The sequence below is a fragment of the Ruegeria intermedia genome, assembly GCF_900129345.1.
GTDB lineage: Bacteria > Pseudomonadota > Alphaproteobacteria > Rhodobacterales > Rhodobacteraceae > Ruegeria > Ruegeria intermedia.
Genome location: NZ_FQVK01000003.1, coordinates 203,974 through 216,605, shown reverse-complemented (window position 1 = coordinate 216,605; position 12,632 = coordinate 203,974). Strand labels below are relative to the sequence as shown.

Genomic DNA, 12,632 nt, shown 5'->3' with positions numbered 1-12,632 from the left:
CGTGCGGGCGCAGATAGACAAGAATACAAAGGAACAAGCACTAAAGGGAAATCTTCCCGGCGCCGTTCAGGGTGCCGTGGTTCGAGCAATGACCTCCAACAACGCTTTGGCATCATTGCTCTTGAAGTCGGACAAGCAGGGGCTTGGTATCCTGACCAACATGATCTACGATATTTTGAAATCCGGGAACGACATCAACCTCGATGACCTGGACGCGGCATGTCTGCCGCAATCCCTCGATAGTTCGACTCAAAAAAGATTTCGAGATTATGGCCTGCGGAGGTTTTCGCGGGCTATTTTTTTATCCTCGGACGCCACTGCCTGCGGGTTCTTCACACCGCCATACGAAATGTAGCCGCGACGTTCTCGTCGCGGCTACGATTAAGTAAACGGCTGGCCCGCAATGGGCGCCTTTTTCTTGGATCACAGCCGCAGATCAGTCGATCAGAGGCAGCAGCTTGTCCAGCGACTGCTTGGCGTCGCCATAGAACATGCGAGTGTTTTCCTTGTAGAACAGCGGGTTTTCGATGCCCGAATACCCGGTGCCCTGCCCGCGTTTCGAGACGATCACCTGCTTGGCCTTCCACACTTCGAGAACCGGCATTCCCGCGATGGGCGAGTTCGGATCCTCTTGCGCGGCCGGGTTCACGATGTCGTTCGAGCCGATGACGATGACAACGTCAGTGTCCGGGAAATCGTCGTTGATCTCGTCCATCTCCAGCACGATGTCATAGGGCACCTTGGCCTCGGCCAGCAGCACGTTCATGTGGCCCGGCAGGCGGCCCGCAACGGGGTGGATGGCAAAGCGCACGTTCTTGCCCTTGGCGCGCAGCTTGCGCACCAGTTCACTGACCGATTGCTGCGCCTGCGCCACCGCCATGCCATAGCCCGGAACGATGATGATGCTGTCGGCATCGTTCAGCGCCGCGGCGACACCTTCGGCGTCGATGGCCACCTGTTCGCCTTCCACGGCCATCTGTTCGCCCTGCGGGCCGCCGAAACCGCCCAGGATCACGCTGACGAAATGGCGGTTCATCGCCTTGCACATGATGTAGGACAGGATCGCACCCGAAGAGCCGACCAGCGCGCCGACCACGATCAGCAGGTCATTGCCCAGGCTGAAACCGATCGCCGCCGCCGCCCAGCCCGAGTAGCTGTTCAGCATCGACACCACCACCGGCATGTCGGCGCCGCCGATGCCCATGATCAGGTGATAGCCGATGAACAGCGCCGCGAGGGTCATCAGGAACAGCGGGAAGAAGCCGCCGGTGCTGAAATACCAGATCAGGCAGATCAGCGACAGGCCCGCCGCCGCCGCATTCAGCGCATGCCCGCCCGGCAGTTTGGTGGCCGCCGAGGTGACCTTGCCGGCCAGCTTGCCATAGGCCACGACCGAACCGGTAAAGGTGATCGCACCGATGAAGATGCCCAGGAACAGCTCGACATGCAGAATGGCCAGTTCGGCCGGGGTTTTCTTGGCGATCAGTTTCGCGAAGGCGCCCAGATCCGACAGGTCGGCATCCTTGGCCGCGTCAACGATCGCAAAGACTTCGGCGACGTTCTTGATCTCGAAATGGGCGTTGTAGCCGACGAAAACCGCCGCCAGACCCACCAGAGAGTGCATGGCGGCCACAAGCTGCGGCATCTCGGTCATCTGGACGCGCTGCGCCACGTATTGACCGATCAGACCACCGCCGATGATCAGCAGCAGCGACAGCAGCCACAGCCCCGATCCGGGACCGACCAGCGTGGCAAAGACCGCCAGCGCCATGCCGACGATGCCGTACCAGACCGCGCGCTTGGCGCTTTCCTGGTTCGACAGGCCGCCGAGCGAAAGAATGAACAGAACAGCCGCAACGACATAGGCGGCAGTGGTGAAGCCAAATTCCATGTGCCCGGCCTCCTTAAGATTTCTGGAACATGGCGAGCATGCGCCGGGTTACGAGGAAACCGCCGAAGATGTTGATCCCGGCCATGAAGATCGACAGCGCCGCCAGCAGAATGACGAGGAAAGACCCCGACCCGATCTGCATCAACGCGCCCACGATGATGATCGAGGAAATCGCGTTGGTGATCGCCATCAACGGCGTGTGCAGGCTGTGGCTGACGTTCCAGATCACCTGGAAGCCCACGAAGACCGACAGCACGAAGACGATGAAATGCTGCATGAAGCTGGCCGGAGCCACCAGCCCCACCAGCAGCATCAGCGCCCCGCCCACGCCCAGAAGTGTTACCTGCTGCTTGGTCTGCGCCTTGAAGGCCGCGATCTCTTGCGCGCGCTTTTCTTCGGGCGTCAGTTCCTTGACCTCGGCCTTGGGTTTGGCCGCGATGGCCTGCACCTTGGGCGGTGGTGGCGGGAAGGTGATCTCGCCCTGATAGACCACGGTCGCACCGCGGATCACGTCGTCTTCCATGTCGTGAACGATCTGCCCGTCCTTGTTGGGCGTCAGATCGGTCATCATGTGCCGGATGTTGGTCGCGTACAGCATCGAGGCCTGCGTCGCCATGCGGCTGGGGAAGTCGGTATAGCCGATGATGGTCACGCCGTTGTCGGTGACGATCTTTTCATCCGGCACGGTCAGTTTGCAGTTGCCGCCCTTCTCGGCGGCCAGGTCCACGATGACCGAGCCGCGTTTCATCGATTGGACCATGTCCTCGGTCCAAAGCTCGGGCGCCTCGCGGTTGGGGATCAGCGCCGTGGTGATGACGATGTCCATCTCGGGCGCCAACTCGCGGAACTTGGCCAGCTGCGCCTCGCGGAACTCGGGGCTGGAGGGCTTGGCATATCCGCCGGTTTCCGCGCCGTCCTGATCGTCCTGGAAATCCAGATAGACGAACTCGGCCCCCATGGACTCGACCTGCTCGGCCACTTCGGGGCGCACGTCGAACGCATAGACCACGGCACCCAGGCTGACGGCCGTGCCGATCGCGGCCAGACCGGCCACGCCGGCGCCGACCACCAGAACCTTGGCCGGCGGCACCTTGCCCGCGGCCGTCACCTGACCGGTGAAGAAACGGCCAAAGTTGTTGCCCGCCTCGATCACCGCACGGTAGCCGGCGATGTTGGCCATCGACGACAGCGCGTCCATCTTCTGGGCCCGGCTGATGCGCGGCACCATCTCCATCGCGATGACGTTGGCGCCCTTTTCCTTGGCCAGTTCCATTCCTTCTTCGTTCCCGGCCGGGTTGAAGAACGAGATCAGCGTCTTGCCCTTGGTCAACCGCTTGAGTTCGGTCTCGGTGGGCACGCGCACCTTGGCGATGATGTCGGCCGTTTTCCAGAGCGCGGCGGCGGTCTTGACGATCTCGACCCCGACGGCCTCGTATGCCTCGTCCGAGAACCCGGCGGCCGCACCGGCCCCTTTCTCGATCGCGCAGTCATAGCCCAGTTTCTGCAACTGAACGGCCGACTCCGGAGTCATCGCGACCCGGTTCTCGCCCTTCAGTATTTCCTTTGGCGTGCCTATTTTCACCGGCAAGTCCCCCTAATTATCACTCTGTTCGAGCGGCTGGTCGGTATTTCCTGTCAAGCAATCATGTATCTCGCGCAACATTATTTCGCAAGTGCAGCATTCATTACGTTGTGTCACGGGTCGGCGCATCTCAGATCCAGCGCCGGGTTTTGCGTTCGTAGCGCGCGAAATCCGCGCGGAAGGTGCGGCGCAGACGGTTTTCCTCGGGCAGGATGAACCGCCGTTCAAGCACCCAGACGAAGACCGGAACCAACACCAGCGACAGCACCGCATCGAAGCGCAGGATCAACCCGGCAAGGATCAGGACATCGCCCAGATAGATCGGATTGCGGCTGCGCTTGTAGATGCCCGACTGCACCAGCGCCGAAGGTGTTTCATGCGGAATGACCGTCGTACGGTGGCGGCGGAATTCAACGATAGCCAGAATGGCCAGCAGGATGCCTCCACCGATCAGCAGCCCGCTCAGCAGATCGGTGAACCAGCCTTCCAGTGACAAGCCGAACGACAGATAGCGGCCCTGCACCCAGGCCAGCGCCGCAAAGCCCACAAGCCACAGTGGCGGTAAGTCGATACGGCGCATTCGCATCCCTTCGTCGTTGCGACAGACACCGGCGGATTGTCGCTTCCGGCTTACGTCCTACCGTTTTCAGGACAGGATGGCAAAACTCCAAGGTGTCGCAACCCGAAATCGGGCCATCGATCCACGAAAACCCGATCGTGGACAGGTCCGCGTCGATCCGATACCCCCGGTTCAAAGATGCACAAACACAGAGAACCAGCATGACCGATTTCGCCGCCACCAAAGCCATGTTCCACCTGCCGGAAGGCGTGCTGTACCTTGACGGCAACTCGCTGGGCCCCCTGCCCAAGGCGGCGGCCGCGAAGGTGCAGAAGATGCTGACCGAGGAATGGGGCCGGATGCTGATCACCGGGTGGAACAAGGCCGGGTGGATGGGCATGCCGACCGATCTGGGCGATCGGATCGGCCGCCTGATCGGCGCCGCGCCCGGCACGGTCGTGGTGGGCGACACGCTGTCGATCAAGGTCTATCAGGCGGTTGCCTCGGCATTGGAGCTGAACCCGGGGCGCAAGGTGGTCCTGTCGGACAATGGCAACTTCCCTTCCGATCTCTACATGGCTGACGGACTGCTGCGCTCGCTGGGCGAAGAGTACGAACTGAGGGTCGTGGACCCCGAGGCCGTGGCCGAACACATCACCGACGAAATCGCCGTGCTGATGCTGACCGAGGTCGACTATCGCACCGGCCGCCGGCATGACATGAAGGCGCTGACCGATCTGGCCCATGCGCGAGGCGTCATTACCGTGTGGGATCTGGCCCACTCTGCCGGGGCCATCCCGGTGGACCTGGCCGGGTGCAACGCCGATTTCGCGGTGGGGTGCACCTACAAATACCTCAACGGCGGTCCGGGCGCCCCGGCCTTCATCTATGTCGCGCCGAAATGGGCCGACACCGCGCGCCCGGCCCTGTCGGGCTGGCTGGGGCACGAGGCGCCGTTTGCCTTCGACCTGGACTATCGCCCTGGCGCAGGCATCGAGCGCATGCGTGTCGGCACGCCCCCGGTGATCCAGATGACCGCGCTGGCTGCGGCGATGGATATCTGGGACATGGCCGACATGGATGATGTGCGCGCCAAGTCCATCGCCCTGACCGAACAATTCATCCAGCAGGTCGAGGCCACCTGCCCCGATCTGGAACTGGCCAGCCCCCGCGCCCCCGCGATGCGCGGCAGCCAGGTCTCGTTCCGGTTTGCCGACGGGTACGCGGTGATGCAGGCCCTGATCGCCCGCGGCGTGATCGGGGATTTCCGCGCGCCCGACATCATGCGGTTCGGCTTCACGCCGCTGTATATCGACGAAGGCGACGTGACGCGCGCCGTCGAAATCCTGACCGACATCATGCAGAACCGTTTGTGGGACAAACCGGAATTCAAGATCCGACAGCGAGTTACCTGACCTCAAGCCCTGCGCCGATCAACGCGGCCAACTGAGCGATGCGCTGCTCGAACTCCTCGGCGTTCGAGGCGGTCATCTTGATCCCCTTCAGCGCGGCGGTGATGGTCCGCGCGGTCTCGGCCGGTCCGTCCGGCAGGCGCACGCGACCGGCCGCCAGTTCGCGCTTTAGCCATTCAGCGTAGAGATCCGCCAGCGCCGCCTCACCCTCGGCCACGATGTCGGCAGCGGTGGACTTGCTGGTATCCAGCATCTCAAGCCCATGCGGCGAGGCCAGGATCGCCGACATCCCGGCGATCTGCGCGTCAATCGCCTGCGCCAGAATCTCGGACACCGTTCCGTCGCCCTGCAGCGCCTGCGCCACCGCCGCGATCTTCTCGGCGTAATGCGCCTGCGTCAGGCTGCGGACGATGGCCTCTTTGTTCTTGTAATGCAGATAGACCGCCGGACGGGACATGCCCGCGCCACGCGCTATGTCATCCATCGAGGTCTTGCGGAACCCATAGGCGGAAAAGGCCTGAAACGCCGAAGTCAGGATCGCCTTTGCCCGTGTATCATCCAGTTTTTCCGCCATGAATTGACCTCTGACAGTTTCGCGCGAAATTGTCAATTGACGTACTGACATTTTTCATCAATTATGTCAGAAACCAGCCACAGCCAAAAGAGGTGCGCCATGGCGACCACGCTGACGATCAACGGAAAGCCACATCAGGTCGATCTGCCCGACGATGTCCCCCTTCTGTGGGTGCTGCGCGACGAGGTGGGCCTGACCGGAACCAAGTTCGGCTGCGGAGTGGCCGCCTGCGGAGCCTGCACGGTGCAGATCGATGGCGAGGCCGTCCGCTCGTGCCAGGTTGCCCTGTCCGATGTCTGGGGCGAGGTCACCACGATCGAAGGGTTGGGGACGCCCGACAACCTGGCCACGATCCAGCAGGCCTGGGTCGACCACCAGGTCGCGCAATGCGGCTATTGCCAGTCGGGGCAGATCATGCAGGCCGCCGCGCTGCTGGCCGAAAACCCCGCCCCCTCTGACGAAGAAATCGACGAGGCGATGCAGGGCAACCTGTGCCGCTGTGGCACCTACCCCCGTATCCGCGCCGCGATCCACGACGCTGCCGCCAAGATGAAGGAGGCCTGATCCATGGCCAGCATCGGAAAAATCCTGCGCCGCACCTTCCTGATCGGGTCCGCCGCCATCGTCGGTGGCGTGGCCTTCGGCGTCTATTACGTCAACCGCCCCGCCAAGAACCCGCTGAAGCCGGGCGAGGGCGAAGCGGCCCTGACCCCCTTCATCCTGATCGACCGGAACGGCGTGACCCTGTTTGCGCCCCGCGCCGAGATGGGCCAGGGCGTCAAAACCACCTGGGCCGCCCTGATCGCCGAGGAACTGGACGTGGATCTGGACCAGGTCACCGTTCTGCACGGGCCGGCTGCCGCAGCCTACTACAACTCGGCCATGATCGGCGAGAGCCTGCCCAACAAGGGCTATGACATCGCGAACTTCCAGCACAACCTGGGCGAGGCCCTGGGCGTGATCGGCAAGGTGCTCAGCCTGCAGGTCACCGGCGGCTCGACCTCGATGAAGGACGGGTTCGAGCGGATGCGCGCGGCTGGTGCTTCGGCCCGCGAAACATTGAAACAGGCCGCCGCCGATCGGCTGGGCGTGGACCGCGGCCAGTTGAAGACCGCCTCTGGCCATGTCATCGCGCCTGATGGCACCAAGATCGCCTATACCGACCTGGCCGCAGACGTGGCGCAGATGGAACCGATCGAGGCGCCCCTGCGTGACCCGTCCGAATGGCGCTATCTGGGCCGGACGCAACCGCGTCTGGACATGGTCGAAAAGGCCACCGGCACCGCGCAGTTCGGCGTTGACGTGCGCCTGCCCGGCATGAAATTCGCCAGCGTTCGGATGAACCCCAGGCTGGGCGGCCAGATGAATGGCTTTGACGACAGCGCCGCCAAGGCAATGCCGGGCGTGGAAGAGATCGTCGATCTGGGCAATGGCGTTGCGGTGATCGCCACCAACACCTGGCTGGCCAACCAGGCGGTCGAGGCGATCGAGGTCGATTGGGGCGAGGCCCCCTATCCCCCCGAAACCGACGCCATCTTTGCCGAGATCGCCAAGGCCTTCGACGCCGCCCCCAACTCGACCATGCGCGATGACGGCGATGCCAACACCGTTCCCGAAGGCGCAACCGTGATCGAGGCCGAATACACCGTCCCCTACCTGGCCCACGCCACGATGGAACCGATGAACGGCACGGCGCTGTTCTCGGGCAACCGGCTGGAATTCTGGGGTGGCAACCAGGCGCCGACCTTCATGCAGATGAAGATCGCCGAGGCCGCCGGTCTGGACACCGAGGCGGTCGAAGTCTACACGACCTATCTGGGCGGCGGCTTCGGACGCCGGGCCGAGTTCGATTTCAGCGTGATCGCCACCAAGGTCGCGATGGCCATGCCCAATGTCCCGGTCCAGACCACCTGGAGCCGCGAAGAGGATATGCGCCACGACTTCTACCGCCCCGGCGCGATGGCGCGGATGCGCGGTGCGGTCAAGGACGGCAAGGCGGTTCTGATCGACGGCAAGGTCGCCTCGCAATCCTGCACGCAGCAGGCGATGCAGCGGATGACCGGCATGCCCGGCGCCGGCCCCGACAAGGTTCTGGTCGAAGGGTTCTTCAACCAGCCCTACGCGGTACCCAACTATCGCATGAGCGGCCACATCGCCGATCTGGACATTCCGGTCGGCTTCTGGCGCTCGGTCGGCAACAGCCACAACGGCTTTTTCCACAAGACCTTCATCGACGAGATGGCTCACGCGGCCGGCCGCGACCCGCTGGAGTTCCGGCTGGCGCTGATGCGCGACGAACACGCGCCGTCGGCCGGGTGCCTTGAGGTGGTGCGCGACATGTCCGGCTGGACGGGCAAGACCCCCGATGGCGTGGGCCGCGGCGTTGCCCTGACCTACAGCTTCGGCACCCCTGTCGCGCAGGTGATCGAGGTGGTGGACGAAGACGGCACCATCCGCATCAGCAAGGCCTGGATCGCCTGCGACATGGGGCTGGCGCTGGATCCTGAAAACGTCAAGGCGCAGATGTTCGGCGGCATGATGTATGGCCTGTCGGCGGCCTGTTACGGCGAGATCACCTTTGCCGAGGGCGAGGTCGAGCAGATGAATTTCCCCGACTATGACGCGCTGCGCATGCACACCGCGCCGCAGGTCGAGGTTCAGGTGCTGGAAACCAACCGCTTCATGGGCGGCGCGGGCGAGCCCGGAACGCCACCCTCGATGCCGGCGCTGGGCAACGCGCTATTCGATCTGACCGGCCAGCGCGCCCGGACCCTGCCGCTCAACAAACAGTTCAACCTGCTGGTGTGAAACAAAAAAGACCGGCGCGGTGGTTGCCGCGCCGGTCTTTCGAAGAAATCTGAGAGCCGATTGTCAGGCCGATTGCCGCACCGGCGTCGGCATGGCACCTGCCGACCAAGCCCGCACCGCGTCGCCGAAAGCCTGAAACAGGGGCCGCGACACCGGGTCATTCGCCGCATCCCATTCCGGGTGCCACTGAACCGACAGGGTGAACCCGGGCGCATTCTGGATATAGATCGCTTCGGGCGTGCCGTCCGGCGCGTGGCCGTCGATCACCACACCCTTGCCCACCGTCTTGATGCCCTGCCCGTGCAGCGTATTGGTCATCACCTCACTGGCGCCGAACAGTCGGTGGAATACCCCGCCCTCGGTCAGCTTGACCACGTGGCGCAGGGCAAATTTCTCTTCCAGCGTGCCATCGGGTGGCATGCGGTGGTTCATCCGTCCGGGCAGATCGCGGATTTCCGGGTACAGAGTGCCGCCCATGGCCACGTTGACCTCTTGGAAGCCCCGGCAGATGCCCAGAAAGGGCTGGCCGCGTTCCACGCAGGCCCGCACCAGCGGCAGGGTGATCGCATCGCGCGCCCGGTCGAATTCGCCATGCGCATCGGTCGCCGGCTCGCCATATTCCTCGGGGTGAACGTTGGGGCGGCCACCGGTCAGCAGGAACCCGTCGCAAACCTCAAGCAGCTCGGCCACGTCGACATAGCGCGGGTCGGCCGGGATCAGCAGCGGCAGACAGTTCGAGACATTCGCGACCGCGTCCGAATTCATCGTCCCCCCGGCATGGGTGGGGTACTGGTCGTTCGTCAGATATGAATTGCCGATGATGCCAACGACGGGTCGGGACATTGCGCTACCTTGCTGTTTTTCCTGAACTGATCGGAAATTATCCGCCCAGTCAGCAACGTGCAAGAAAACACGCCCTGCACCATGGCGCAAGGACGTGTTCATATACGCACATGTTATTCCCGATTTCCGCAGATTACTGGACGAATTTTCCGAAACAGGCGACCGCAGCGGAACGGTGGTTCTGCTAATCAGGTTTCGCCGGTCAGCCCGGCGGCCTCGATCCCGGCCATGGCGGCAGCGGCATCGTTGTCCGAGGTGTCGCCGGTGACGCCGACGGCCCCGATCACCGCGCCCTTGCGGTCGCGCAGCAGCACGCCGCCCGGCACCGGTACGACCTGCCCGCCATAGACCCCGTTCACCGCAGCCATGAAATAGGCCTGCGCCTCGGCCCGCTGCATCTGAGCGGTGCCCGCCATGCCCAGCATGACCGATCCATAGGCCTTGCCATGGGCAATCGCGAACCGGCCGGGGGCGGCACCGTCCTCGCGCTCGAAGGCGATGACGTGGCCGCCCGCGTCCAGAACCACCACCGACAGGGGCTTCAAGTCCATCTCGCGACCTTTCTCAAGGGTTTTGCGAATGATGGTGCGGGCTTTTCTAAGTGAAACCGACATGATCCTGTCCTCTGTCTGCAGTGGTCTGTCCCGGTTCTAGCCCTGACGGGCCTTCAGTTCCAGCCGCCGCGCATGCAGGACCGGCTCGGTATAGCCCGAGGGCTGCACCCGCCCCTTGAACACCAGATCGCAGGCGGCTTGGAAGGCGATGCCGTCGAACCCCGGCGCCATGGGCCGATAGGCCGGGTCGTCCGCGTTCTGGCGGTCGACCACGGCAGCCATCTTCTTTATCGCGGCCATCACCTGATCGGCGCCGATCACGTCGTGATGCAGCCAGTTGGCCAGCGCCTGGCTCGAGATCCGGCAGGTGGCGCGATCCTCCATCAGACCCACATCGTTGATGTCGGGCACCTTCGAGCAGCCGACGCCCTGATCGACCCAGCGCACGACATAGCCCAGGATGCCCTGCGCGTTGTTCTCGATCTCGCGGGTGATTTCATCGTCGCTGAGGTTGCGGCCGCCCAGCAGCGGGATGGTCAGCAGATCGTCCAGCGTGCCGCGCGGGCCTCCGGCGGCGATCTCGTCCTGACGGGCCAGAACGTCCACCTTGTGATAATGAGTCGCGTGCAGGGTCGCTGCGGTGGGCGACGGCACCCAGGCGCAGGTCGCACCGGCCATGGGGTGGCCGATCTTGGCCGCAAGCATCTCGCCCATCCGGTCGGGCATGGCCCACATGCCCTTGCCGATCTGCGCCCGGCCCTTCAGCCCGCAGGCCAGCCCGATATCGACATTGCGATCCTCGTAGGACTGGATCCACGGCGTATTCTTCATGTCGCCCTTGGGCAGCATCGGCCCGGCCTCCATCGAGGTATGGATCTCATCCCCCGTCCGGTCGAGGAACCCGGTATTGATGAAGGCCACGCGCGATTTCGCGGCGCGGATGCATTCCTTGAGGTTCACCGAGGTCCGGCGTTCCTCATCCATGATGCCCAGTTTCACGGTGTTGCGCGGCAGGCCCAGAATGTCCTCGACCATGTCGAAGATTTTGACCGAGAACGCCACCTCTTCGGGTCCGTGCATCTTGGGCTTGACCACATAGACCGAGCCGTGGACCGAGTTGCCGCCATCGCGCTGCAGGTCGTGCATCGCGATCAGCGTGGTGCACAGCGAATCCATCAGCCCCTCACCGATCTCGTTGCCCTCGGCGTCCAGCACGGCGGGGTTGGTCATCAGGTGGCCCACATTGCGCACCAGCATCAGCGACCGGCCCTTGAGGCTGCTGGTCGATCCGTCGGGCCGGGTAAAGGCGATGTCCTCGGACAGTTTGCGGGTAAATGTCCGGCCGCCTTTCGTGACCTCTTCGGTCAGATCGCCCTTCATAAGGCCCAGCCAGTTGCCGTAGGCCACGACCTTGTCCTCGGCATCGACACAGGCGACCGAGTCTTCGCAGTCCATGATGGTGGACAGGGCCGATTCCAGGCGCACGTCGGAAATGCCCGCCGGGTCCGAGGCGCCGATGGTGCTGGACGGGTCGATCATGATCTGGATGTGCAGGCCGTTGTTCTTCAGCAGCACGAAGTGCGGGGCCTCGGCCGCACCGCTGAAGCCCACGAATTTCTGCGGATCGGCCAGCGCCGGCACCAATGCGCCGCCTTCGACCTTCAGACCGGACACATCGGCCCAGCTGCCCTGGGCCAGCGGCGCGGCCTCGTCCAGAAACGCCTTGGCCCAGGCGATCACCCGCGCACCGCGGGCCGCGTCATAGCCGCCCCCCTGAGGCAGGTCGCCCATCGCGTCGGTGCCATACAGCGCGTCATACAGGCTGCCCCAGCGGGCATTGGCCGCGTTCAGGGCAAAACGCGCATTGGTGATCGGCACCACCAGTTGCGGGCCGGGCGTCGCGGCGATCTCGGGGTCGACATTCGCCGTGTCGATCTGGAAATCGGGGCCTTCATCCAGCAGATAGTCGATCTCGCGCAGGAACGCCTGATACTCGGCCATGTCGATGGGTTGCCCTTTGCGCGCAAGGTGCCACGCGTCGATCCGGCTTTGGATCTCGGCGCGCTTGTCCAGCAATTCGCGGTTCTGCGGACCCAGTTCGGCCACCATCCGCGCCAGCCCCGCCCAGAACGCATCGGGGGCCACCCCCGTTCCGGGCAGCGCCTGCTGCTCGATGAAATCGGCCAGAACCGTGTCTACCTTCAGCCCGTGCCGGTCTTGTCTGCCGCTCATGAATCGAATCTCCTGCCCTGTTCTGCGGTGGTCGCGTCCATCAAATAGGGCGAGTGTTTCCGATCGGCAACTTGCCGGCAAGCCCCCCGCCCCTCTGCATCCGGCTGAAACAGCTTCAAACGCGCCAAGGCAATGGGCCGCCTGCTTGCGGTGCCCCGCGGCAGCGCCTAACGTAGC

The 12,632-nt window shown here is 63.8% G+C and carries 11 protein-coding genes; 4 read left to right on the top strand and 7 right to left on the bottom strand.

Annotated features, from left to right (window positions below):
• Positions 1-355, top strand: a 355-nt coding sequence (locus tag F3H26_RS19360) for a hypothetical protein (RefSeq protein ID WP_188127683.1), incomplete at its 5' end; no start/stop codon positions are given.
• Between the two features lie 81 nt (positions 356-436).
• On the opposite strand, the gene F3H26_RS03955 is transcribed toward F3H26_RS19360, so the two are convergent.
• The 3 genes from F3H26_RS03955 to F3H26_RS03945 form a co-directional block, all read right to left on the bottom strand.
• A complete protein-coding gene (locus tag F3H26_RS03955) occupies positions 437-1,891 on the bottom strand; it encodes an NAD(P)(+) transhydrogenase (Re/Si-specific) subunit beta (protein WP_149774769.1) in 1,455 nt (484 codons plus the stop codon).
• 13 nt (positions 1,892-1,904) lie between these two features.
• Positions 1,905-3,473: a Re/Si-specific NAD(P)(+) transhydrogenase subunit alpha gene (locus tag F3H26_RS03950; protein WP_149774768.1), complete on the bottom strand. Its 1,569-nt coding sequence runs from the start codon at positions 3,471-3,473 to the stop codon at positions 1,905-1,907.
• Between the two features lie 130 nt (positions 3,474-3,603).
• A complete protein-coding gene (locus F3H26_RS03945; RefSeq protein WP_149774767.1) occupies positions 3,604-4,053 on the bottom strand; it encodes a methyltransferase family protein in 450 nt (149 codons plus the stop codon).
• 200 nt (positions 4,054-4,253) lie between these two features.
• On the opposite strand from F3H26_RS03945, the gene kynU reads away from it, so the two are divergent.
• Positions 4,254-5,447 carry a kynureninase gene (gene kynU, locus F3H26_RS03940; RefSeq protein WP_149774766.1) on the top strand — a complete coding sequence of 398 codons (1,194 nt, stop codon included), beginning with the start codon at positions 4,254-4,256 and terminating at the stop codon, positions 5,445-5,447.
• Here the strand turns inward: kynU and F3H26_RS03935 are convergent.
• Positions 5,440-6,018, bottom strand: a complete 579-nt coding sequence (locus tag F3H26_RS03935; protein ID WP_149774765.1) for a TetR/AcrR family transcriptional regulator — start codon at positions 6,016-6,018, stop codon at positions 5,440-5,442. The two genes, kynU and F3H26_RS03935, sit on opposite strands and share 8 nt — an antisense overlap.
• A 99-nt stretch (positions 6,019-6,117) precedes the next feature.
• Between F3H26_RS03935 and F3H26_RS03930 the strand changes: the two genes are divergently transcribed.
• Positions 6,118-6,582 carry a (2Fe-2S)-binding protein gene (locus F3H26_RS03930; protein ID WP_149774764.1) on the top strand — a complete coding sequence of 155 codons (465 nt, stop codon included), beginning with the start codon at positions 6,118-6,120 and terminating at the stop codon, positions 6,580-6,582.
• A 3-nt stretch (positions 6,583-6,585) separates the two neighbouring features.
• Entirely contained in the window at positions 6,586-8,826 is a 2,241-nt protein-coding gene (locus F3H26_RS03925) for a xanthine dehydrogenase family protein molybdopterin-binding subunit (protein ID WP_149774763.1), read from the top strand.
• A gap of 63 nt (positions 8,827-8,889) precedes the next feature.
• Here F3H26_RS03925 and F3H26_RS03920 read toward each other — a convergent pair whose 3' ends face one another.
• From F3H26_RS03920 to F3H26_RS03910, 3 genes are all read right to left on the bottom strand, one after another.
• Positions 8,890-9,669 carry a gamma-glutamyl-gamma-aminobutyrate hydrolase family protein gene (locus tag F3H26_RS03920; RefSeq protein ID WP_149774762.1) on the bottom strand — a complete coding sequence of 260 codons (780 nt, stop codon included), beginning with the start codon at positions 9,667-9,669 and terminating at the stop codon, positions 8,890-8,892.
• A 188-nt stretch (positions 9,670-9,857) separates the two neighbouring features.
• Positions 9,858-10,283, bottom strand: a complete 426-nt coding sequence (locus F3H26_RS03915; RefSeq protein ID WP_093964871.1) for a GlcG/HbpS family heme-binding protein — start codon at positions 10,281-10,283, stop codon at positions 9,858-9,860.
• Positions 10,284-10,319: 36 nt separating this feature from the next.
• Positions 10,320-12,455, bottom strand: coding sequence for a malate synthase G (locus tag F3H26_RS03910; protein ID WP_149774761.1), 2,136 nt, complete (start codon positions 12,453-12,455; stop codon positions 10,320-10,322).
• Between the last annotated feature and the right edge of the window lie 177 nt (positions 12,456-12,632).